This window comes from Paenibacillus agilis, from assembly GCF_007786455.1.
Lineage (GTDB): Bacteria > Bacillota > Bacilli > Paenibacillales > Paenibacillaceae > Paenibacillus_B > Paenibacillus_B agilis.
Genome location: NZ_VNJK01000005.1, coordinates 86,383 through 110,872, shown reverse-complemented (window position 1 = coordinate 110,872; position 24,490 = coordinate 86,383). Strand labels below are relative to the sequence as shown.

The following is a 24,490-nucleotide window of genomic DNA, read 5'->3' as shown; positions in this document are numbered from 1 at the left end:
ACATATATTTTACGGTTTAATAAAAGGTGGAGGGGTATTATCATGAAAAAATTTGCACTTATTTTATCCGTCATTTTAACGATTGGCTTGCTGGCAGGTTGCGGTTCATCTGACAAGTCTGGCTCTACAAATGAAGATACGAAAGCGCTGAAAATTGGCGCAACAGCTGGACCGTACAGTGATATGGTTACGAAAGTTATTAAACCGATTATGGAGAAACAAGGGTATACGATCGAAGTGATTGAGTTTGCTGACTATGTTCAGCCAAACCGTGCGCTTGGAAATGGAGAATTGCATGCGAACTTGTTCCAGCACAAAATTTATATGGAAAACTTCGCGAAAGAAAACGGTCTCCAGTTGTCTGAGCTTGTTATCGTACCGACAGCCCCAATGGGTATTTACTCGAACAAATATAAATCTCTAGAAGAGATTGCCGAAGGAAGCACTGTAGCGGTAGCGAACGATCCGACGAACTTGGCTCGTACGCTCGGTTTGCTGCAAGATGCAGGCTTGGTTACAGTAGACAGCAACGTTGATCCGCTGCGTGTATCTGAAAAAGACGTGAAAGATAATCCGAAGCAGCTTGTTTTCCAACCGATCGAAGCGGGACAATTACCGCGCGCGGTAGATAGTGTTGACCTGTCCTTAGTTCCAGGTAACTTCGCACTTGCAGCGAAGATGGATTTGCTGAAGGCTCTACAGTTGGAAGAGATGCCGGACGACTATCGTAACCGTGTCGTTGTAAACACGGCTGACCTAGAGAAGCCATTTGCAAAAGCGTTGAAGGCAGCTGTAGAATCACCGGAATTCGAGAAAGCGATTGATGAGAATTTTAAAGGCTTTGGCAAGCCTGAGTGGATGTTGAAAAGGAAGTGAGTGACATCGTGACAGCGTCAGCGTTGGATCAACGAATTGTCGTCAGAGGCGCGCCTGCTCTTTACTATTGTGAAGACGGGATTTTGAGCAGGTTGGAGTCATTGCTGCAGCCCTATAGTTTTCGCAGAGTACTCGTCATTCACGGCGATCGCTCTTTACAGGCTGCGCAGCCTTATCTGCCTCAACTGAAGCAAACAGAGGAGCACAATCAGGATCAGGAGCTCCAACGGGCTTTCGAGCATGGGCTGAGTGAAGAATTGATAGATGAGCTTGTTAAGGAGGGGGATGATCCATCCCTTTCCCTTATCTATGTTCGCTATCAAGGAGAATGCACGTTAGCCGAAGCATCTCGGCTAGCACAAGCTGCTCGAAATGAGCGTGCAGATGTAATCGTTGCGATTGGTGGCGGTAAAGTACTTGATGTAGCCAAAGCGGCGGCGTGTGAAGCAAAGTTGGAAGTTATTATGGTACCGACGCTGGCTTCGAATTGTGCGGCTTGGACGCCGCTGAGCGTATTTTATAACGAACAGGGGCAGTTTACGCACTATACGATATTTCCAAAAAGCTCGTTAATGATACTTGTAGAGCCGCGTATTTCCTTGGAAGCGCCTGTTGATTATTTACGTGCGGGCATCGCGGATACATTGGCAAAATGGTATGAGGCAGATGCACTTATACGCAAGCTGGAAGCGCCTGTTGCTGCGGTGCAAATTGCTCATCTTACGGCACGATTATGTCAAAGTGTGCTTTTGGAACATGGTTGGCAAAGTATCGCCGATGCGAAACGCGGAGAGCTATCATTTGCATTTGTAAAAGTGCTGGAGACGATTATTATGACGGGTGGTATGGTCGGTGGCTTTGGTGATCATCTAGGCCGCATTGCAGGAGCGCATTCCGTTCATAATGGACTGACAGTTGCTCCATCTACTCATCATCTGCTGCATGGCGACAAAGTTGCCTATGGCATTCTTGTGCAGTTGGTGTTGGAGGGAAACCTAGCAGAAGTAGAAAAGCTGCTCCCATACTATCAAAGCATGAATCTTCCTTATCAATTGTCGCATCTAGGGCTATCTGTTCAGGATGAGTTGTTATTGAGACAAGTGGCGTCTGGTACGACGAGTCCGCAGGAGTCTATTCATTTGATGGGTGATAGAATAACGGCGGAGCGGGTATATGAGGCGATATTGCGTCTGGAACAAGTTTCTCAACATTTTGATAGTGAAAGCGATGGGGAATAGCACGAACCGGTTGCATGAAAAGTTACTTAATTATCGGTAAAATAGGTGGCATGTTGTATCCGAGGGCAAAGGTTATTTTCCGCATAAGAGAATAGTCTGATCGACATGTTATTTTATTGGAAAAAGATAAGGCAGAGCATCCTAGCTAGTTGGCTAGAAGGAGCTCTGCCCTTTTCTATTTACTATGTAGGCTTAACCGCGGGGCGGAAATACACCATTCATACAAATGATAAAGGTTTGCGCAAGATAAGGCTGCATATTGTTGTGCGGTTGAGAACCGCCTGTTGGATACAATGCGTGAGGTGACAATGTTGTATTGATGGTCGTATCATACAGCGGATTTTGCTCTTCACGTCCTGGGCGACCTTGCTTAGGTGATTGTGCCCATATCTGATTCGCAGGATTGTTGCTTGAGCCCACATCATTAATTGCTTGTGGAATATGGGTATGTGAAGGTATTGCAGTCTCTAGTAATGTAACTGTTGGGCTTCCATTTTGTTCACCAATGGTTCGTGGTGTCAAGCCAGGTCCATCACCTTGATGCATGGGTGCTTGTCCCATGAGGTTAGGGAGAGCAAACGTTGATCTACCGTCTCCACCGTATTGGACACCGAGAATAGAGTATAGCGCAGTATATTGTGCAATTGGCATCAATTGTCCATTGCACAATTCCCATCCCTGTGGAGCAAAGTTTCCTGAGAAAATGCGAATTTCACCAAGATATGCTTCAGCCATAATAGTACCCTCCTAATATGATTAACCGCGGGATGGATATATCCCGGTTACTGCAATACAAAATTGTAAAGCAAGGTAAGGCTGCATATTGTTATGAGCTTGTGATTGACCAGCAGTAGAAAGCGCGTTGGCCGCCATCGGCACACTTTGCGGTAATGTGTCTTTGTAATTGTCTGCTGCATCGGACCAAGCATTATTTTGTGCTGAAACAGCAGTTGCCTGATTGGATGATGCCTGAGCCATATGAGTATGCATAGGCATTTCGTTTATAGTAAGGGTATGTACTTCTTCCCCAGCCGACTGTCCTAGTGGAATTTGTTGTGAATTGTGGATCGGAACACGACCGCGCAAATCGGGCAGCGCGAAGGTTGTTCTTCCGTCCCCTCCATACTTGTTTCCTAGTAATGAATAGAGTGCTTGGTTTTGATTAATTTGAAGGATTTGGCCGTTGCAAGCAGCCCAGCCTCGTGGGGCATAATTGATGGGGAATAATTTGATTTCTCCTAAAAATGGCTCAGCCATAATGAATGCCTCCTTTATACGTGTTTAGCCTTGTGAGGGATAATATCCATAAAGCGAGATAATAAATGAAATTGCTGTGGTAGGCATCATGTTGTCATGAGGTTGGTTGCCGCCAACTGTCCAAATGGATTGATTGTTCATATTAACTGTCGTGCTTGATTGTCCGTAGATGGGAGCTGGAGACGCAGCCCATAACATATTAGTAGGTGACGCACTTTGTCCAGCTGCGCCAACTGACATGACTTGATGCGTATGCGCGGGCAGTTGACTGCTAATTAGAGTTACGGTTTCGGTTCCTGCCTTGCTGCCAAGTGGAAGTGTATTACTGGTGTGAAGCGGAATACGTCCACGCAGATCAGGTAAAGCAAATGTCGTTCTGCCATCTCCACCGTATGTGGTGCCTATTAACGAAAATAATACTTCATTTTCCGCAATACTTATTATCTGTCCATTACATAATGCCCAACCTTGGGGTGCAAAGTTGCCCCCAAACATTCGAATTTCTCCAACATAGCTATCCATAATTGAACGTCACTCCTTAATAGGTGGATGAGGGGTCCATGTCATTGTTGCATATAGTCCTGTGTTCTGGATTATACAGAAACCAAGTCGTTCATACAGTCGTTTCGCAGTAATGTTGTGCTCGAATACAGATAGAACGATAGGTTTGCTTGTATGTATGGCTTCAGCTTGCAGCATCGTAAGAATAGATGTCCCTAGGCCTTGGTTGCGATACTGATGATGTATGGTGAGATCTACTAGGATGATATGCTGGTTGGAACTCCACAAAATATAGCGACCCACTGGAATATGCTCTTTTGTTGCTATGATGAAATGCTGCGCGTCTGGATATTGTGCGGCATAAGAGAGCTGCTGAGCTTTCCACTGCATTTGTAGAAAAGCATCTCTAGTTAATTCGTCCCATCCCCAGGTAAGGATTTCTTCCCTACGACTATCAGCATAGAGCTCAAATAAATACGGCTCATCTTCGCTGCAAGCGGGTCTGCACTGCAAAATGTCACCTCCTGTCGATATTGATAGAAAAATGTGGAATTACAATATGAATATATCATAGTTACCGATGAAAAAAAGTAGGAAGTATATATTTTTTTGCGTGAATAAAGTATAGGTGTCGTATATAATGAGTGTTAACATCACTGGAAAAAGTTGTAATATGTTAAGTTGTACATATATAACTGTCACATCTTGTCGAAGCAATCATACTAGTACGAGGTGGAACAAAGATATGAGAAGAAGTAGAGTTAGCAACTATCATTTATGGCGACGGATAGGGATTGGGGCGCTATGTTTTATTACGGTTTTAGTAGGTAGCTTAGGAGCAGTAGGCGGGGTTGCACAGGCAACTACATCTTGGTCGTCATACTCTTCAGGCACGAGTACGATGCTCAACAATGTAGCTTATGGCAATGGGCGTTGGATCGCGGTGAGCAATAACCGTGAAGTGGTTACGTCTATTGATGGAATCTCGTGGAGCAACCAGGCAACATTACCAACAAATACACTTGGTGTGCAGTATGTGCGAGATCAATGGCTTACGGTCGGTTACAGTGGGAGAATGTATAGTTCCTTAGATGGACTGACTTGGACACTAAGGAATTCAGGAGTAACAGAAACATTGAGCGCTGCAGCAACCGATGGTCAGAGATATGTTGTAGTAGGGGATACCGGTAGAATACTCACCTCTTCTGACGGTCATACATGGACGAGCTCGAAGCATGGTACATTGAATTTTTATTCTTTGACCTACGGTGGTGGGCAATTCGTAGCAGTTGGAGATGCAGGTATTATTTATACTTCTACGGATGGTGTTAGTTGGACGCAGAGGAATTCAGGTGTAAGTGAGTGGCTGCTGGGAGTGGCTTATGGTAATGGCACTTACGTTGTTGTTGGTGGCAATGGAACATTACTTACGTCAACGGATGGAGTTAGATGGAACAAGCAATCGGTTCCATCTGGGAGCAATAACTTGTATGCGGTGGCTTATGGTAACAACAAGTTTATAGTACCTGGTGACAGTGAGCTTATTTTAGCTTCAAACAATGGCGTGACATGGACGCAGGAGCGTTCAGGGGGAACTATCGGATTTACACATGCTGCTTATGGAAATGGTCGCTTTGTTGCCGTGGGACAAAATGGATTTTTGCTATCGCAGGCACAGCCATTATCAATCAATGCGGATTTGAGCAACTTGGTGCTAAGTACGGGCACATTAAATCCAGCCTTTGCGTCAGGTACGGTGAATTATACGGCAAGTGTATCGAATAGTGTGACGGAGCTTGATGTGACGGCAACGGTAGTAGAGAGCAATGCAACTGTAAAGGTGAATGGAGCGAGCGTGGCGAGTGGCAGCGCATCGCGAGTAGCGTTAACGGTTGGGGTAAATACAATTGCAGTCGAAGTAACCGCACAAGACGGAACAACGAAGAAGACGTACACGGTGATGGTGACACGAGCGCAGTCGAGCAATGCAGACTTGAGTAATTTGACGATAAGCGCAGGTGTGTTAAGTCCGGTCTTTGCGTCAGGCACGCTGAACTATACAGCAAATGTAACGAATGGTGTGACAGATTTGAATGTGACACCGTTTCTATCGGATAACAGGGCGAGCGTAAAGGTAAATAGTGCTGCCGTGACAAGTGGTAGCGCAATACGAGTGCCACTGAATGTGGGTCTAAATACGGTTACGGTAGTCGTTACAGCGGAAGATGGAACTACAAAGACGTACACCTTAATGGTAACGCGAGCGCAGTCGAGCAATGCGGATTTAAGTAATTTGACGATAAGCGCAGGCACGATAAGCCCAACCTTCGCGTCAGGTACGGTGAATTATACGTCAGGTGTATCGAATAGTGTAACAGAGCTGGATGTAACGGCAACGGTATCAGACAGCAATGCAACTGTGAAGGTGAACGGAGCGAGAGTGGCGAGCGGCAGCGCATCGCGAGTGGCGTTAACGGTTGGAGTGAATACAATTGCAGTCGAAGTAACAGCGCAAGATGGAACAACGAAGAAGACATACACGGTGACGGTGACACGAGCGCAGTCAAGCAATGCGAACTTGAACAATTTAACGCTGAGTGAGGGAACGTTGAGTCCAGCCTTTGCAACAGGCAACACGAGCTATACGGCAAGTGTATCGAATAGTGTAACAGAGCTGGATGTATCGGCGACGGTATCAGACAGCAATGCAACTGTGAAGGTGAACGGAGCGAGAGTGGCGAGCGGCAGTACATCGCGAGTGGCGTTAACAGTTGGAGTGAATACAATTGCAGTCGAAGTAACAGCGCAAGACGGAACAACGAAGAAGACGTACACGGTGACGGTGACACGAGCGCAGTCGGGCAATGCGGACTTGAGTAATTTGACGATAAGCGCAGGTGTGTTAAGCCCAGCCTTTGCGTCAGGCACGGTGAATTATACGTCAAGTGTATCGAATAATGTTACAGAGCTGGATGTAACGGCGACGGTATCAGACAGCAACGCAACTGTGAAGGTGAACGGAGCGAGTGTGGCGAGCGGCAGTACATCGCGAGTGGCGTTAACGGTTGGAGTGAATACAATTGCAGTCGAAGTAACAGCGCAAGATGGAACAACGAAGAAGACATACACGGTGACAGTAACAAGAGCGGTGCCGTTGTCGAGTAACGCAGACTTGAGTAACTTGGCGTTGAGCGTTGTGGCGCTAAATCCAGTGTTTGTATCTGGAACAACGAGCTATACAGCAAATGTGGCAAATCATGTGACCGAGCTGGATGTGACGGCAGATGTAGCGGACAACAAGGCGAGTTTGACAGTGAATGGTTCTACTGCAGTTAGTGGTGGTGCAGCACGTGTGGCGTTGAATGTGGGTCCGAATCCGATTACAGTAGTCGTTACTGCGGAAGATGGAACGACGAAAACATACACAGTAACAATAACGCGAGCGAAGTCGAACAATGCGGAGTTAAGCGATCTGATGCTTAGTGCAGGCACGTTGAACCCCGTATTTACACCGGGAACAACGAGCTACACGGTAAGTGTAGCCAATAGTGAAGCGGGGCTGGATGTAACGCCAACGTTAGCAGATAGCAAGGCGACCGTAACGGTAAATGGAGCAGCGACAGTAAGTGGAAGCACGTCTCGAGTGCCATTGAACGTAGGTCCGAACACGATAACGATAGTCGTGACAGCAGAAGATGGAACGTCTAAGACGTATACGGTGACAGTGACGAGAGCGGTGCCGCCGTCGAGTAATGCGGACTTGACCAGCTTGACGCTAAGTGCCGGAACGTTGAGTCCAGTGTTTGCGTCTGGAACAACTAGCTATAAGGCAAGCGTAACGAATGCCGTATACGATGTGCACGTGAGTGCGACAGCATCTGATGCAGCTGCCACCATTACGATAAACGGAACGGCAGCAGCAAATGGAACTGCTGTAAAAGTCCCGCTCACCATTGGGGCGAACACGATTAGCATACTTGTTACAGCACAGGATGGTACGACGCAATCATATACGGTAACGGTTACGCGATCAACGCCGCCATTACTAAGCAATGCAGACTTGAGCAGCTTGACGTTGAGTACAGGAACGTTGAGTCCGTCATTTTCATCTAGTACAACGAACTACACAGCAACGGTTACGAATGCTGTGTATGAAGTAAACATTAGTGCAATTGCAGCAGATGTCACTGCAACCATTACGATAAACGGAACGGTAGCAGCGAATGGAAGTGCAGTAAAAGTTACACTAAAAGTCGGAGTGAATCCGATTACGATACTCGTTACCGCACAAGATGGATCATCGAAGCTATACTCAGTAACACTTACTCGTGAAGCTTCAGCATCGAATGGTGGATCCAATGGCTCAGGTGGTTACACACCAAAAGACAGTAAGGGCAGCATTCAAGTAATTGATGCAAATGGTTCGATACTTCAAGTTCCTGTCGGACATTTAATTGATGCCAACCTGCCATTATCTGCGGATATTTACGATTCAACTAGCAACAAACAACTGCAGCAAAATATTGTGATTGCCTCTGATGGCACCTTTACATTTAAGCCCTTATCAACAGGCACGTATCGTGTATATTTATTGATAACCTCAGCAAATGGGGAAAGACTTGTGGGCACAGAAGGCGAGCTAGTTGTTAATTCCTCAGATAAGGCAGTCATGAAAGTAAAAGCCATCGATCCATTTAGTATCGTACGAGATGCTAAAACGCAACAGCCTATTGCTGGAGCTAAGGTGAGCTTATATTGGGCTGATACGACACTTAACAAACAAAAAGGTAGAGTTCCAGGTACTCAAGTGGTGCTGCCGAGAATCGATTCGAAAAAATTATCAAATAACGAGAATGTTCAGCACAGTGATACAGAAGGTCAATTCGGCTGGCTGCTCTTCCCTGAAGGCGACTATTATGTCATCGCTGAAAAAGAAGGATTTAAAACGTATGACAGCCGAAAGGAACAATCTGAACAATCCATTCACGTTAAAAATACGGCTGTGAAATTAGATATCCGTATGATTAATGAAGCTAAGGAACATGCACCATATATACTTGGCTATAAAGATGGAACGTTCCGACCGAATCAAGGAATTACAAGGGCTGAACTTGCTTCCATATTAGCTCGTCTGTTCCTTCAAGCAGGAGAGAGTAAACAGCAGACAGCAAATGTGGCATTTACGGATGTAGAAGCATCGCATTGGGCGAAAAAACATATTACTGCAGTTGCACAAAGCAAGCTCATGATCGGTGATAAAAATGGTCAGTTTCATCCAGAGCAAATTGTGACGCGTGCTGAAATTGCTATTATCGTGAGCAAGCTGAAGCAGTTGAAGAATAGCGGTGCTTACCAATTGAGCTTTACAGATGTGAAAGGTCACTGGGCTGAGGAGTATATTAAAACAGCTTCAGAAGCTAACCTATTGAAAGGCTTCCCAGATGGAACGTATCGTCCACAGCAATCCCTGACACGAGCAGAGGTTGTTGTGCTAATCAATAAGATACTTGGACGTACGGCTTCATCTATAGATGCGCTGCCAAAATGGAAAGATGTCCAGCCAACTTATTGGGCATACGACGACATTATGGAGGCTTCAACGACTCATCGATTTTTGCTAAAAGATGGCCAGGAAGTATGGCTTAAGCAGCAATAATAAATGAAAAAGCGCTGTTGACTGGCATCATGCCAATAATCAACAGCGCTTTTGTATTTCCTAGGCATGTTCGAGGAACCCCGATTTACGTCCAGCCCCAGAAAAATCCGTCGCGATCCCATGCGGCTCTACCGCGGTGCATTTTTTTAAATGCTTTCTTTACTTCTTTCTCGATCGATACATTTCCATTCTCATGTGCATATATAAAAGACTCGCCAAAATGCTCACGAATGTAAGCGACTGCGTGGTCTTGGTGCAGCGCGCCTGAAAATTGAAGTTCCTTCAACATCCAATCCGCAACTTGTTCTGCTGTATATTCCATCAATATTGCACCTCTTTCTTATCGTACATCGGTCATTCGCTCATTTATATGTGAGGCAAGCGATGTTTTATCATCATGATTCAACTTACTCATCATATCGCTGCTGCATGGACAAATCAATTCTATAAGCAGATTCAATGTATCCCTGTTTATGTGAAATACGTCGAAGGAAATCGAAACATGTATTATTATGGTGAAGTTTTCTCGGAAAATTCTACATTTATCATTAGCAATATGCTATATTCTTTCATGTTACAACAAGGTAAAATATCGCTTGGAATGAATAAAGATTAATAGTGAAGCATTTATCACAAGGCATATGAACAGGATTGTCGTTTATTTCCTTAAATCATAAATGCCTAAGCCGTGCTATACTCGGAGTACATTATTTGAAAGGACGGACTTCATGAAGATTATTCGCACCATAGTTTGGTTTATCTATTTCTGGATTTACTTAATAGGTCTGATTCCTCACCTTAACAAAGCTAAGAGGCTGCAGCGAGAAGGCCGAATAGAAGAACTTGATGCCCACGTAGCTAAGCATGTTGTAAAATGGGCGCGTTCTTTATTGCGAATGGCGGGAGCCAAAGTAACGGTACGCGGTGAAGAGAATTTACCTGCGGGGACAGCGGTTTACGTTTCTAACCATCAAGGAAACTTCGATGTGCCGATTTTACTTGGCCATCTTGGCAACCCGAAGTCGATGTTTGCCAAACAAGAAATTGGTAAGTTGCCACTCATCCGTGATTGGATGATGCTGTTCCGCTGTATTTTCGTTGATCGGAATAATATGCGTCAGGCGATGAACAGCTTGAAGGAAGCGACTGAACTTGTTGCTAACGGATACCCTGTTGTTGTGTTCCCTGAAGGAACACGCAGTAAAAGTGATCAAATCGGCGAGTTCAAAAATGGTGCTTTCCGCATTGCAACGAAGACAGGCGCACCTATCGTGCCGATCCGTATTTCAGGTTCTTATAAGCTCATGGAGGCTAATGGAGTCTGGATCTCTCCAGCAGAAGTTGAGCTAACGATTCTACCTCCTGTGCAGGTTGAGGGTCTATCTAAAGAAGAGATGGCTGAATTGCCAGAGCGAGTAAGAGCGATGATAGAAAGTGCTGGTTAGTTAGCATTTTAAAATAGTTGGCGATGTTATGTTTAAGCACTGCTTGTTATCCAATCAAAGGCTTATATAGATGCCTACAGGACTATAACCAAAGTCTGTATATGCGTGATTCGCATGTGCAGGCTTTTTTTACATCAAGCAGAAAATGCCATTCAATTTCCGAACATTGGCACCGATATAGGACTATATACAAATAAATGATAATATATGTATATATTCATTTATTATTTATATAGGTACTTTCTACTATAGGGGGATCTTGTCATAATGAGGAAAGCACTATTTGGTATGGTAATCGCAACACTAGTCGTCCTAAATGTTCTTGTCGTTACCGTAATTATGAAACAAATTAATGATGCTTCATCAGCAAAAGTAGAGGCCACATCGGCGCAATCGGACTCAAAAAAGGAGTCGAATAAGTCAACAGCTGATCCATCCGCAGACACTGTAAAAGAAAAAAAGAATGAAACTCAAGAAATAGAAGAAGCAATTGAGCAACAGCGTGAAGAAAGTAACTCGAATGATTATGAAACTGACGAGACAGGGACAATTAGCGGAGTTATAACATGGCAGTATAACGATGTTATTGGCACCAAGCCCGATGTCGGAGCTAAAATTGTACTCTTAAAGCCAAATCCTAAAGAAAAATATAATGTTCCTTTGTTGGCAGGAAGTTCAACAGGTGAATTGGTACATGGCAATGGAGTATATGAAGCAAAGGCTGATGGATATGGTAATTATATAATCAATGATATTCCTGTAGGGGAGTATATTTATATTATAAACTCACATAAAACGACAAGTGAGTTTGATAATAAACTACCTAAAGCAGATTCAGATTTAATTAAACAATTATTAACTGAAGAGCAGATTAAAGATACAGTTACATTTTTAGAAATATTTAATTATAAGATTGGGAAAGTTGAGATTAAGAACGGAAAAACCACAACGATTAGTCATGATTTTGGTTATACGCATCATTAAAAATTTTCTTTATGGGGCTGCTTCGTAGTTATCTTTTCTAACGGAGTCAGCTCTTTTTATATTGATAGTGATATTTACATAAAAGGAAGGTTGTTAATGAATGAATTCCATGGGAAACGCTAAAGAACAAGTTATTGCAGCGGCTGAACAGTTTGCTAGATCAGAGCTTGAGCAGGATTCGACAGGGCATGATTGGTGGCATGTATATCGCGTGGTGAAAATGGCGGAACGATTGGCAGAGGAAGAAGGGGCGGACATCGCGCTGTGTAAAATTGCGGCTTTGCTGCATGATGTTGCAGATGAGAAGTTGAATCCGTCGAAGGAAGCGGGGCTTCAGAAGGTTAGTGATTGGTTGCATGGAAAACCTCTCATCGAGGAAGAACAGGATCACATTATGGAGATTATCGCTACGATGTCCTATTCAGCAGGGAAGAATCCGCCGATGCGAACGCTGGAAGGCCAAGTTGTGCAGGATGCTGATCGGTTGGATGCGATAGGAGCCATCGCAATTGCGAGAGTCTTTCTCTATGCAGGCTGGAAGGGAGATCCGATTCATGATCCGATGCTTCAACCGAGGGAATCGATGACGATGGAGGAATATCGACATGGAAAGAGCACAGCCATTAATCACTTTTATGAGAAATTACTTAAGCTAAAGGACAAGTTGAACACCAACGCGGCGAAGCGCATGGGGGGAGAGCGGCATCGATATATGGAAGATTATTTGGAGCAATTCAAGCATGAGTGGGAAGGTGAGTTGTAAACAAACTTTAAAGACCAAGTACAATGTTTTGATCAACAAAATCTCGTAAATAAAGGATAATAGAACCTTAACCTTATCATTTGCATGAATGTAGTATGATAAGGATCTATTTTAATTGAGTTGCGAATTTATCCACATAAGGAATGACCGCTGGGTTTATCCGCGAAGCCTTCTACGCACATTTCACACGCTGGACTTCCGCAACCGTAATCAAGGAGGGGTATCATTTGTTCGAGACGATCAAGATTAAAGGTGCTAGAGAGCATAATCTGAAGAACGTAACGTTGGAAATTCCAAAGTATAAGTTTGTCGTGTTAACAGGACCGTCAGGATCCGGTAAATCTACACTTGCGATGGAAACGTTGCAAAAAGAGTGTCAAAGACAGTATATGGAGTCAATGGGGATGATTACGGACTCCTTCACGAAGCCCAAAGTTGATTCAATTTCCGGCCTTTCTCCTTCTATAAGTGTAGGGCAGCATGTGACAAACCGAAATCCTCGTTCAACAGTTGGGACCGTCACCGATATCCATCAATTTTTACGGTTTGTTTATGCAAGAGCAGGTAAGCGTCCGTGTCCATCCTGCGGTGAAATGGTCGGACAGGCAACGGATACTACAGCAGGTAACAGTATAAATGAGGAAGAAGAGCTAGAAGGGATGACTACCTGTCCTTCTTGCAGTGTATCTCTTCAAAAACTAACGATGAGGCATTTTTCCTTCAATACTCCTGAAGGAGCTTGTGGAGAGTGCGCAGGCTTAGGTGAAGTTGCTAGTTTGAATATAGATGCGGTGTTTGATTTGGAGAAAAGCTTCCGCGAAGGCGGAGTTGTCTTCCTTAATGAAGGGTTGATCGAATATTACGGTCATGTACTAGCAGCAGCAGGCAAGCATTACGGGTTCGAATTTGATCTGGATCTTCCTCTTGGCACTTACACAGAAGCTGCTAAGGATTTGCTTTACTATGGGGCAGAAAGTGAAGAGTTCTCCCGTCATTATCCAACCGTTCAGCAGCCGAAGACCGTGTCCAAGGGCAAGTTTGAAGGGATTATTACAGGCATGTGGCGCAGGTATAAAGATAAAGATGGCGATGCGGCAGGTGCATCCTATGGCCACTCGGGCGTATTGTTCACACAGCAGACATGTGAGTCCTGTCACGGCAAAAAACTAAATGCAGAAAGTCGATCGGTTCAAGTATATGGGGCATCCATATCAGATTTATCTAGTTGGTCCCTTTTGGATGTACATCAGTGGATTGAGGATTTACCTAATCAACTAACAGAGCAGGAACAGATCTTGCTTCAACCGATTATGGAAGATTTACCGAATCGGATTAAGCGGATTGTAGATGTTGGCCTTAGCTATCTTTCCTTGGATCGTCAAACGATTACACTATCGGGAGGAGAAGCGCAACGGCTTCGCCTCGCTACTTTACTTGGTTCTGGCCTAACGGGTGTCCTGTATGTATTAGACGAACCGTCTAGAGGGCTTCACCCGAAAGATACCGAAGGTCTTATTTCAGTATTGCTGCAGTTGCGCGATATGGGAAATACGGTATTGGTCATCGAGCATGATCCAGAGATGATGCGTGCTGCTGACCATGTTATTGATATGGGGCCTGGCGCGGGAAGCCGTGGTGGTGAAGTAGTGGGTGAAGGAACGTTGGAGCAGCTAAAGGCGATCCCTGCATCGGTTACAGGAGCTTATTTAAGAGAAGAGGAGCTTCCGTCTCGACCACGCAAACGTAGAATTGGAAATGGGCGCAGGTTAACGATTCATAATGCCCATTTGCGAAATTTGCGTAATATCGATGTTTCGTTCCCGCTAGGTGCATTATCCTCTGTAACCGGTGTTTCTGGATCAGGGAAATCGACACTAATGTTTGATCTGCTTGCAGAAGGCGGTATCGAGCATGCAAAGCGTCCTGGATGCGACCGTATTGATGGCTTGGAGCATATTGGTGAGCTTATCTTGGCTGATCAATCTCCGATTGGTCGGATGCAGCGCTCCAATGTGGCCACATATACGGATGTATTTACACAGCTTCGCAATTTATTTGCAGGCCTGCCTGAGGCAAAGAAGCAGAAGCTGACATCCAAACATTTCTCCTTCAATACAGCAGGCGGTCGCTGTGAGAATTGCCAAGGATTAGGCGTAGTTACGCTGGACATGAACTTCCTACCTGATATGGAGGTTACCTGCACGGCTTGTAAAGGTCGCCGCTTCAAAGAGGAAGTATTGGCGGTAACCTACAAAGATTACTCCATTTCCGATCTGCTTGATATGTCTATTGAAGATAGTTTGGAAGTTTTTGCGACGGAGAAAAAGGTTGCGAGTATGATCGAGCTGCTGTGCGAAGTGGGGCTGGGTTATTTGCACTGGGGGCAATCTGTTCGAACGCTTTCAGGTGGAGAAGGTCAGCGATTGAAGCTCGCGAAGGAGCTAAGCAAGAAAACGAAGAAGCACACATTATATTTACTGGATGAGCCTTCGACAGGGCTCCATCCGAAGGATGCGGAGCGCCTACTTATTTTGTTGCAGAAGCTAGTGGATGCAGACAATACGGTCATTCTCGTTGAGCACAATATGGATCTCGTTCGCGAATCCGACTGGGTCGTTGATCTTGGTCCAGAAGGCGGTGCAGCTGGTGGACAATTGATGGCCGCAGGTACACCTGAGCAGGTAGCAGAGGTCGCTGATTCACAAACGGCTGCATTTTTAAAAGCAGCATTGAAGTAACTTCTATGAAACTAAAATAAAATTATATAACTGTATTTTCAACGCTAATGATATAGAGTTATTTTTGCTCATGATGAATTGTCTAGCTCGGGGACATAGCATAGGAAAGCTCATCCCTCCTTATAGGACTATCGGATACTGCCTAGATCATTTGTTGGGTTTACATCACTCTGCAATTGATGTGTAATTATATAGAGGTTAACGCGAGGCATTAAGAACACGGCAGGTGAGAAGATGAGTGAGCATTCCGTTACGGTTCCGAAGTCAGGCAAGACAGCTTTAGTCGTTGAAGGCGGAGGGATGAGAGGGATATTTTCCACAGGAGTGTTGGATGCTTTCATTCAGCATTCCTTCAATCCCTTCGATATATGTATTGGTGTATCGGCTGGTGCTAATAATACAGCAGTTTATCTTGGTCAAATGTATAAGCGTAACTATAAAGTCATTACGGATTATTCAATAAGACCTGACTTTATTAATTGGAAAAAATTCATGCGTGGCGGACATTTGATGGATTTGGACTGGCTGTGGGATACGACCACGCGGGAGCTTCCCGTGCATCGGGAGCTTTTATTTAACGGTCATTCTCAATTTCTAATTGGGGTTACAGAGGTTGAGACGGGGAAGCCTGTTTATCTTGAACCTAACACGAATAATTTAGAACAGATGTTGAAGGCATCTAGTGCGATTCCTGTTCTTTACCGTGGGTTTGTTGAAGTGGATGGGATTCCTTATGTCGATGGTGGGGTTACCGATTCGATTCCCGTTTTGGAAGCGTACCGTAGGGGGGCGAGTACGATCATGGTGATTCGTTCTAGACCACATGCATTTACAATGCGTTCTAGTAAAGTCAATTATCCAACTCGCTGGGTACTGCGTCGATATCCACGGCTGGTAGATGCACTAGACAATCGAGCAAATAAGTACCAAGAAGCGATTGACTTTATGCGCAATCCACTTGAGGATGTTCGTATTATTGAGGTGAATCCTCCGGCTGAATTTAAGACGGAGCGCCTTACGAGGGATATAGAAGTATTGAATCGAGACTATATGCTTGGTTGTACGATTGGCGAACAGTTAGTCCGTGAATGGAATGGATAGAAAATAGAATCAGACCCTCCCATGCAAGTAGAATGTCGTACTTGCATGGGAGAGTCTTTTTTGTATATGAATGATTCAACTACATGTAAGTTTTATATATGTTATGGATAAGTAATTTGAATGAGTTGATCGTTTTTGAATAGTAGATAGGTAGTTCCGTTGTCACCTTTATATTGCCACTCCTCCAATTCACTCTCATAGTGCTGTAGAATTCCATACGAATCATATTGCGATTCACGTTGAATGGTTACTTGCTTATGATGAGGGGAGCCTAAGTTTGTCCCCAGAACAACATCCTGCTTGTTCATCTCAATTTTCGGACCGGGCAATATCTTTCTTGCCATGAATGGGAGTGCTTGTTTGCTATGTTTCTTATACAACGCGTCCCATTGGTTCTTCGGGACATACTGCTTCTTAAACTTTTCCATTTCTTCATGTGCTAAGCTGTTGATCTCGGGAGATATTCGGTAAAGAAAATAGTTAGCCGCCTTCTGGTTCCCCTGTTGTATACTGTACTTGGCTTTTAAGTAATTGTAGACAGGTTCGTGATAATAAGCATAATATCCGCTTTCAATATTCGTAAACACCTCTTTGTAATCGCCGTTTACAACAGCTGAATGAATATGTTCAATGTCTCGCAACGACGATGATAAATATATGATTTGCTTGTGGGCGGCTGTCTTAATGTGTTTAAGGTTTTCGCTAACATCCCAGTATATCTTGTCACAGTGATCATACACAGCCTCATAGAGATTCAAAGCCTCTCTATACTTTTTATCAGCTTCAAGCTGTTTTGCTTCTTTCATTCGCTGTTCCATATGCTTTGTGGCTGCAGCGGTCATTTCTTGTTCAAAATCAATATTGATTTCTATAAAAAAGGCACGCTCAGCTTCCTTATAGTGAGTATAGGCAAGCTTGTACTGTTGCTGCTCCATAGCTTGTTTCCCTTGCTTTATTAAATCTAATATTTGTTGATATTTGTTTGCATCGTACGGTGAGAAAGAGGAATCTTCCTGTTGTAAATAAATTTCCGCTTGCTGAAAATCTTTCATATTAATGAGACGATTGAGTTCTGAACTTGATTCCCTTAACGCCTCGCCCTCTACCATAATGTAACGGATGGCGAATACAATCAAGATGAGAATAATGGCCTTTTTTACATTGTCGTTTTTTGAGTTTCGACGTCGTCTGTAGTTATTGTTCCGCGACATGGCAGCCCCCTATGATAGCATTTTCTATGTAATTGAATACTTCTATTTTACAATGATACAAATAAATGTCCTGCCTATTTTTGTATGTGTTCGGATGAGCTTAGTGCTGTTTATACGAAATAAGATAACGAATGAAAGATATTATTGCTTTTTAATTGTTTCGTTTCGACCCCAGCTCAATTTCAAAAATCAATGAAAGCTCTTATATACATAATGTACAACTAGATACATATATTTTTCCAATTAAAGCAGGAGATTGTCGGAGTATGACGAAAAATCTATATAACATTTTATGATCCAAATTATGGATTGTAAATAGCTTCAATTCAGAGACAGAAATAGTATGGGGGATGGTAAGTAGATGCGCTCACAAATTTACAAGACACTAAGGCTCAGCACATTTGCAATGATATTGCTTGTCTTAGTTGTCTTATTTCCAAGAGATTTGGATATTAGTGTGGTGGGATTCGGAATGCATGTGGAATATCATTTTACTTGGGAGAAGTACGCTGCCAATATTAAAACGTTTTTTAATGGTCTTTTTTATGAACAGACGCTTGGTCCAACTCGTTTTGTAGGAGAAAAAGCGGAAGTTGCAGTAATAAGAACAGTAGGAAATAGCCTTGCCGTTATCGTTACCGCCTTTATTCTAAGTATGGGATTAGGTATTTTAAAAGGTATTTTCGATTATCAAAGCTCTGATCGCAAGACAAAATGGCTGGGCGGTATGACAACCTGGTTATTTCAGTCAATACCTGATTTTTTATTCATTCTGTTGTATCAATGGATCGCTATTAAATACTTTCCGTTTATCCGTGTTTTTGCAGATGAAGGTTGGCAGGCGTGGTTGATGCCTTCGTTATTATTATCGATTTATCCTACCTTTTATATTGCTCGGATCACTTCAGCTTCAATCGCATCACAAGAAGGCATGTTATATATTAAAGTCGCTCAGGCTAAGGGGCTAACTCGCACGAGAATTATGTATAAGCATGTGCTAAAAAATTGCATGAGTACGATTTTAAGCCATCTATCTTCTTTATTTGTATACATGCTCTCGAACTTACTGATTATCGAGTACTTTATGAATTATCCTGGGGCGGCCGATCGCTTATTTACAGCGATTGACTATGACATCCATTACGGGGCAGGAGCCAAATATGAGCCAGGTGTTATTATCGGGATTTGTTTCTGTTTTATGCTGCTGCTTGTAGCCGCTCAACTTGTAAGTATTATTTCAAAATATAAAAACGGGTTGCGTTGAAAGGGTGGTTGAGTTGAGAAATTTACCATTATGGATTGGTGGAACGATGCTCGCTTTCCTTTTGTTCGTTATGTTTGCTGGCCCGCATCTACCGTTTATAGATAAAGAGTTAACACCCGAGAAGCATCGCTGGAATGCAGATCGCACGAAGCTGACGATGCCTCCCTATAAGCCGTCTGAAAAAAATCCACTGGGTTCAGATAAAGCGGGTGTCGACAATTTAAGCAAGTTAGTAGTGGGGGCAAAAACAACGGTATTATTTGTGTTGGCAGTTACTTTAGTTCGATACCTCATTGCCGTACCGCTTGGTCTTCTTGCCCGTAAACAAAAAGGATTTACTTATTCAGTCGTGACTAGCATGAATCAGGTATTTTCTTTTTTGCCTGCGCTCTTCTTTGCTGCACTGCTGTTAAGTAGCCCGTGGATTCAGTATGGGGATTATCGCTTATTAAAAGTGATTACCATATTAGCACTTCTAGAAGTAGGCAGGGCGGCTTATGTCATTCAACAGCAAACATACCAGCTATCCTATGAGCCTTATATGGAGGCAGGAACTTCGCTAGGGTTAAGCAATAAGCGTTTGGCTGTTGGTTATTACTGGCCAGCGCTGCTGCCTGAGGTATTAATTAATTTTTGTATCGATGTAGGCAAGGTCATGCTGCTTGTGGGACAGCTTGGTGTACTTAGTATTTTTCTTACACATGATTGGGTAGAAGTTTCGCAATATACGATGCAATTTCTGAATTCCAGTACCGACTGGATGTCCTTGCTCGGGGAGCATCGTAAAGATATTATGTACAAAAAGTTTGGCTTTATTTTCTTCCCAGCATTAGCTATTATGTATGTGATTTTGACGTTTAATATATTAGGAGAAGGTTTACGACGTTATTTTAGCAGGCAATCTAGAGTTCAAATTGGAAACTAATCTATAAAGTTGTACCCTTTTCGTGTTTAAAAGATTGCCAGCATATTTGAATGGAAATAGACTCACATTTAACCTGCTGCTATAACATGTTAGAATATAAGCTACTCTACAGTTGGCGGGCTATATAGATGCTCAGTTGTTATCGGTTCTCCGTCGCTGTTAGCAGTGTAGATGTAAAATAGCAAGCAGGTGAGTAAGCAGATGAATATTTCAATTTCTATCGATATTGCCGCTCCGAAGGAAATGGTGTTTGAATCGTATATTCGTGATTCCTATGTTATGGAGTGGAGCGAGTTTGTAGTTGAGTATAAGTTTAAAGAGGAAGAAGACCGTGAATGTATCAAAAGAGGCGTTACATATACAAGAGCGGAAGAGTATCTAGGGAGATTTGTAGACATCCAATCTGAAATTATGGAGTATGAACCGAATAGACGTGTAACGGTAAAAGGCGCCTGCGAAGATTGGGAAGTATGGACGAATTTCCAGTTGGAACAGCATGAGCCTGGTGTTATGCGTGTAACGCTTACTCATACACGTGAAGTCGTTGCGTTGTGGGATCGGATATCTTCCCTTGTCACGAGATGGGTATTGAGAAAGCAGCTGAAGCAGGAATTGACTCGACTAAAAGCGTTTGTGGAGCGGCGTTATCAAAATAGCCTTAAGCCTCCGGAAGTGCCCGAGCCAGTGGAACAGGCTGAGAGCGGTGAAGATTGATAGCGAGATTACTAACAGAATAGAATTAGCAGTATACAACCTCTTACTATCAGAAGATGAATTATATTTTCAAATAGTAAGAGGTTTTGTTGTATATACTTAGATCTATGAGTGGTATTATACATAGGTAGATTTTTCTTTTTATCCATTTTTAGATACATACAATCACTAGTAGAATGGGAGATATTTTGCTTGCAAATTACGGTATCTGCGGAAATGAACGCATCAGTGGATAGAATCTTTCGAGCAATGAATGATGAAGAGGAAGTAAAGCGTTGGAGCAAGTTGGTTACCGGCTATATTTATGAAAGAGAAGAAGATCGCAATCAATGCTATCCTGGTTTAACGTACATTTGCGTGCAGAAGCAATTTGGTCAAGTTTTGGAAGTAAAGGCCAGAATTGTAGAATGCAATTTGCCCCACAGACTAGCAGCCAGAGCTATCATGGAAGATTTTACAGCCTTGATGACGTATTCTTTTGATAAGCAAGGTGAGGTAGTGAAAGTAACTCATCATCAGGAATATGACTTTCCATCGGGGAAGACAAAAGTTCTCTTTGTATTAACGAGCTGGATATCTAAAATGATGCTGCAAAATGAATTGAATCGTTTGAAAAAATATGTAGAGGCTCATCCGCATTTGGATTAGTTATTGTGATTGCACATATAGGTTTATGAAAAAGGACAGCTATCCTGTTGGAAGAGCTGTCCTTTCTTATTTACTTAGGTTACAGCCTTAGCAAGGCTGGATCGAATTCAGGTACGAGCCCTTCAGCAGCAGCTCTGCTAAGCAGGGCTTCTACAGCGTTAAAGCCATCTTCACCTAGATCAGCGGAAAAATGGTTCACATAGAGATCGATATGCGCTTGTGCTACTTCAGGCGACAGCTCTTGAGCATGCTGCATGACATAATCACGAGATGCTTCGGGCTGTGCCCAAGCATATTGCACCGAAGCACGCACCCATTCAGAAATAGCATTCAAGTCGAGTGTGCGGCGAGCGATAATGGCTCCAAGTGGGATTGGCAGCTTTGTATCTTCCTCCCACCAGTTTCCGAGATCGACTAGCATAGATAGTCCGTAGTTCGGATAGGTAAAGCGCGCCTCATGGATAACGAGGCCTGCATCGATATGGCCATCTCGTACGGCGGGCATAATTTCATGGAATGGCATCACGACGATCTCGCCAACGCCGCCTGGCACATGCTTCGCTGCCCACAGTCGGAACAACAAATACGCAGTAGATCGTTCGCTCGGTACGGCAACACGTTTGCCAGTTAACTGAGCAGGATCGTTGTCTTCGGTGGCCTGTCCTTTCGTAAGGACGAGTGGTCCGCAGCCTCTTCCTAAGGCACCGCCACATGGTAGCAATGCATACTCTTTGAGTACCCATGGCAATGCAGCATATGAGATTTTAAGAATATCTAGATCATTTTCACGCGTTGCCAATTCATTCGTGATATTGATATCCGCGTAGGTTACATCCAGTTGAGGAGCACCGGGGACTAATCCATGGGCCCAAGCATGAAATACAAACGTATCGTTTGGACATGGTGAATATGCAATTTTCATCGTAGTACCTCCTTCAAAATGGAACTAGCGACTTGCAGCGCTGCTAATGCGTCGCCGATCCGCCATGCATCCCGATCACGAGGGCCGATCGGGTTCGAAATTGCACGCAGCTCCAGCACGGGAATTCCGCTCTGCTGAGCAGCAACGGCTACGCCGTAGCCTTCCATCGCTTCGGCTGCGGCTTCAGGAATGCGCTGCGCTAATGCCGCAGCAGTCTCGGCTGTGCCGGTAACGGTAGAGAGCGTTAGCACCGGAGCAAGTGCAACCGTCTGCTCTGCAGCTTTCAGCGCCGCCGTTAGTCGGCTAGCCAACTCTGTCTCTACGGCGACAGAGGCGGAGCCAAAGCCGAGCTCGTCCACGCGGCGGAAGCCTTCAGCCGTCTCTACACCGAGGTCGGCAGCGATAATCTCGCTCGCTACGACGAGTGTGCCAACTGCGGCGCGTCCTGTGAAGCCGCCGGCTATGCCTGCACTGACGACTAAGTCATAGTTGTCTCGTGCAAACTTGGTCGCGGTACTTGCTGCAGCGGAAGCAGGCCCGACCCCGCCTGCGATAACCTCGAAGCGGCTGTCGCCTTCGAGTCCGCGCAGGACAGCATCTCTCTCAACGTCAACAGCGGTGACGATGAGGACGCGCTGGTAAGCGACGGACTGGTGTATATGTTCATGCTCAGAATGAGATGTAGGAGAGCTGTTGTTTGTATTCATCAGATAAGCTCCTTTTATCGTTTCATGTGGCTGTTTTAATGTATATCGATACATATAAAATAGCAGTGATAAGCAATATCATTATATATAATGCATCTTGCAACATGCAATGCGGATGTCCGATTGTTGGATAAGTTGGGAGCCATACTAATCTATCGTAATAGCGCGAATCTCAATACAAACTCTCAGTTTAGTCCTATTCTGGACCGTATATAACATGTAAAAAGGAGCTCCAGATACTAATCTGAAGCTCCAACGCTTGCAACGTATTTGTTACGGTTATTCATCCACCTTAATAACATTCATTTCGTATTCTCCACTGGTGTCTCTGGCACCACTATAGGAGAAGCCTAAGTAGCCGTCGCTATTAAATAGTTTGGATGTAATGAGACGATCCGGTGAATATTCCGTCACGGTTCCACTTACAAGATCTAAACAATAGATTTGATACATAGAATAACGGTAATAGACCAGGTCGTTATAAATAAATGGAGTATCTAACGTTAGCTCTGGATCCGGTCCTTCTATAATATGTTTAATTTCTCGAGTAGATCGATCCGCAGCATAAAGCTTGCCAAATGTCGTCCATACAAACCACTTATCGTTTGCAGTAAAATCAATTACTCTATCCGCATCCTCTTGCATAAGTTCAGGAGCTTTCGATTTGTCATATGGATAGAAAGCAACTTGAATACTTTTGCCTTCATTTTTTTCAATTTTAGGATTAAACGTAGACTGTTGTATAAGCATTCCGCCTTGTATAGGCCGTTGAATAATCATAAATATGCCATCGCGCTTTTTCATTGTTTCATCTAAAGTTGTTTCTGCGATTATCTTTGTTTCTTTTTTGCTAGGGTCATAGGCGATGGCCGAACTGGTAATGACTTTATTGTGCACACTTTTTCGTATCCAGGTCACGATTCCTCCCGACATACGAAGAACAGGCGGTTCTAGATCAGGGAGAAGGGCTCCGCCTTCAATACGGATGACTTTATTCGTTTTTAAATGTAAAGATTTTACTTCCCAATTCCATTCTTCATCAACTGAGCGATCATATTCAACCCAGAATAATTCATTTTTTACACCAACTAAGGCGTTAATGATTTTATTTTTTTTAGCCGTGTATACGACTTGAAAGGACTTCTTTTCACTACGATTCATTACGGCTATTGCGCTTGTTCCCACATTTTCTGCTTCGCTAATATCATACTCGAATGCTAAGATAGTATCACTAATATAGCTAGGGGCAATTGGAGCTGATTCAAATCTTTTATCCTTAATCATATATTTTATAGGCTCTACATGTTTGATTTTTGCTTGTGTAGGCTTCACTTCTTTTTCATCGATCTTATTTGGAGGTTCAGTAGCGATTTCTTTTTGTTCTTGGTTGGAAGGTTCGGGTGGTGCATTTTCTATTCCTTTATTAAAAAGTAGATAACCTCCAATACTCAGTAACAAAATACCACTCGCGAGTCCGATCCTATACTTTTTATTCAAAAATAACCCTCCAGTCTTTTGTGACAATGGAGGGCGCAGAAGC

General features: G+C 43.7%; 21 protein-coding genes. 12 read left to right on the top strand and 9 right to left on the bottom strand.

From position 1 onward, the window contains the following. Positions 1-42: 42 nt before the first annotated feature. Together FPZ44_RS23115 and FPZ44_RS23110 are read left to right on the top strand one after the other, a co-directional pair. Positions 43-876: a MetQ/NlpA family ABC transporter substrate-binding protein gene (locus FPZ44_RS23115; protein ID WP_186786211.1), complete on the top strand. Its 834-nt coding sequence runs from the start codon at positions 43-45 to the stop codon at positions 874-876. Between the two features lie 8 nt (positions 877-884). Beyond that, a complete protein-coding gene (locus FPZ44_RS23110; RefSeq protein WP_261378507.1) occupies positions 885-2,114 on the top strand; it encodes an iron-containing alcohol dehydrogenase family protein in 1,230 nt (409 codons plus the stop codon). Positions 2,115-2,306: 192 nt separating this feature from the next. Here FPZ44_RS23110 and FPZ44_RS23105 read toward each other — a convergent pair whose 3' ends face one another. From FPZ44_RS23105 to FPZ44_RS23090, 4 genes are read right to left on the bottom strand one after another with little or no spacing between them, the layout of a single operon-like run. Then, positions 2,307-2,849, bottom strand: coding sequence for a phage tail protein (locus FPZ44_RS23105; RefSeq protein ID WP_144994420.1), 543 nt, complete (start codon positions 2,847-2,849; stop codon positions 2,307-2,309). A 21-nt stretch (positions 2,850-2,870) separates the two neighbouring features. Next, a complete protein-coding gene (locus FPZ44_RS23100; protein ID WP_144994418.1) occupies positions 2,871-3,371 on the bottom strand; it encodes a phage tail protein in 501 nt (166 codons plus the stop codon). 24 nt (positions 3,372-3,395) lie between these two features. Next, positions 3,396-3,896 (bottom strand): phage tail protein, encoded by a 501-nt coding sequence (locus FPZ44_RS23095; RefSeq protein ID WP_144994416.1) that lies wholly within the window; start codon positions 3,894-3,896, stop codon positions 3,396-3,398. A 6-nt stretch (positions 3,897-3,902) separates the two neighbouring features. After that, positions 3,903-4,385: a GNAT family N-acetyltransferase gene (locus tag FPZ44_RS23090; protein ID WP_186786210.1), complete on the bottom strand. Its 483-nt coding sequence runs from the start codon at positions 4,383-4,385 to the stop codon at positions 3,903-3,905. A gap of 232 nt (positions 4,386-4,617) precedes the next feature. Between FPZ44_RS23090 and FPZ44_RS23085 the strand changes: the two genes are divergently transcribed. Continuing rightward, positions 4,618-9,528: a cadherin-like beta sandwich domain-containing protein gene (locus FPZ44_RS23085; protein WP_186786209.1), complete on the top strand. Its 4,911-nt coding sequence runs from the start codon at positions 4,618-4,620 to the stop codon at positions 9,526-9,528. A gap of 85 nt (positions 9,529-9,613) precedes the next feature. Here FPZ44_RS23085 and FPZ44_RS23080 read toward each other — a convergent pair whose 3' ends face one another. Continuing rightward, on the bottom strand, positions 9,614-9,850 hold the full coding sequence (locus FPZ44_RS23080; protein ID WP_144994606.1) for a DUF6953 family protein: 237 nt from the start codon (positions 9,848-9,850) through the stop codon (positions 9,614-9,616). Positions 9,851-10,256: 406 nt separating this feature from the next. Here FPZ44_RS23080 and FPZ44_RS23075 point away from each other — a divergent pair, with 406 nt between their 5' ends. From FPZ44_RS23075 to FPZ44_RS23055, 5 genes are all read left to right on the top strand, one after another. Then, positions 10,257-10,973, top strand: a complete 717-nt coding sequence (locus FPZ44_RS23075; protein WP_144994410.1) for a lysophospholipid acyltransferase family protein — start codon at positions 10,257-10,259, stop codon at positions 10,971-10,973. A 267-nt stretch (positions 10,974-11,240) separates the two neighbouring features. Next, a complete protein-coding gene (locus FPZ44_RS23070) occupies positions 11,241-11,957 on the top strand; it encodes a hypothetical protein (RefSeq protein WP_144994408.1) in 717 nt (238 codons plus the stop codon). Between the two features lie 100 nt (positions 11,958-12,057). Further along, complete coding sequence (locus FPZ44_RS23065) at positions 12,058-12,720, top strand: HD domain-containing protein (protein WP_144994406.1); 663 nt, start codon at positions 12,058-12,060, stop codon at positions 12,718-12,720. Positions 12,721-12,947: 227 nt separating this feature from the next. Further along, positions 12,948-15,458 (top strand): excinuclease ABC subunit UvrA, encoded by a 2,511-nt coding sequence (gene uvrA / locus FPZ44_RS23060; protein ID WP_144994404.1) that lies wholly within the window; start codon positions 12,948-12,950, stop codon positions 15,456-15,458. Between the two features lie 234 nt (positions 15,459-15,692). After that, the gene (locus FPZ44_RS23055) at positions 15,693-16,559 is read left to right on the top strand and encodes a patatin-like phospholipase family protein (RefSeq protein WP_144994402.1); all 867 of its coding nucleotides are present in this window, start codon (positions 15,693-15,695) and stop codon (positions 16,557-16,559) included. 101 nt (positions 16,560-16,660) lie between these two features. Here the strand turns inward: FPZ44_RS23055 and FPZ44_RS23050 are convergent, their stop codons facing one another. Then, on the bottom strand, positions 16,661-17,770 hold the full coding sequence (locus FPZ44_RS23050) for a hypothetical protein (protein WP_144994400.1): 1,110 nt from the start codon (positions 17,768-17,770) through the stop codon (positions 16,661-16,663). Positions 17,771-18,131: 361 nt separating this feature from the next. On the opposite strand from FPZ44_RS23050, the gene FPZ44_RS23045 reads away from it, so the two are divergent. From FPZ44_RS23045 to FPZ44_RS23030, 4 genes are all read left to right on the top strand, one after another. Further along, positions 18,132-19,034, top strand: coding sequence for an ABC transporter permease subunit (locus FPZ44_RS23045; protein ID WP_144994398.1), 903 nt, complete (start codon positions 18,132-18,134; stop codon positions 19,032-19,034). Between the two features lie 13 nt (positions 19,035-19,047). Further along, positions 19,048-19,959, top strand: a complete 912-nt coding sequence (locus tag FPZ44_RS23040) for an ABC transporter permease (RefSeq protein WP_144994396.1) — start codon at positions 19,048-19,050, stop codon at positions 19,957-19,959. 201 nt (positions 19,960-20,160) lie between these two features. Then, a complete protein-coding gene (locus FPZ44_RS23035; RefSeq protein ID WP_144994394.1) occupies positions 20,161-20,673 on the top strand; it encodes an SRPBCC family protein in 513 nt (170 codons plus the stop codon). Positions 20,674-20,865: 192 nt separating this feature from the next. Beyond that, complete coding sequence (locus FPZ44_RS23030) at positions 20,866-21,321, top strand: SRPBCC family protein (protein ID WP_144994391.1); 456 nt, start codon at positions 20,866-20,868, stop codon at positions 21,319-21,321. A 79-nt stretch (positions 21,322-21,400) separates the two neighbouring features. On the opposite strand, the gene FPZ44_RS23025 is transcribed toward FPZ44_RS23030, so the two are convergent. The 3 genes from FPZ44_RS23025 to FPZ44_RS23015 form a co-directional block, all read right to left on the bottom strand. Then, positions 21,401-22,243 (bottom strand): 1,4-dihydroxy-6-naphthoate synthase, encoded by an 843-nt coding sequence (locus FPZ44_RS23025; RefSeq protein WP_144994389.1) that lies wholly within the window; start codon positions 22,241-22,243, stop codon positions 21,401-21,403. Then, positions 22,240-22,950: a futalosine hydrolase gene (locus FPZ44_RS23020; RefSeq protein WP_144994604.1), complete on the bottom strand. Its 711-nt coding sequence runs from the start codon at positions 22,948-22,950 to the stop codon at positions 22,240-22,242. Before FPZ44_RS23020 ends, FPZ44_RS23025 begins: the two co-directional genes overlap by 4 nt. Before the next feature lie 279 nt (positions 22,951-23,229). Beyond that, positions 23,230-24,447, bottom strand: coding sequence for a hypothetical protein (locus FPZ44_RS23015; RefSeq protein ID WP_144994387.1), 1,218 nt, complete (start codon positions 24,445-24,447; stop codon positions 23,230-23,232). Positions 24,448-24,490 lie beyond the last annotated feature (43 nt).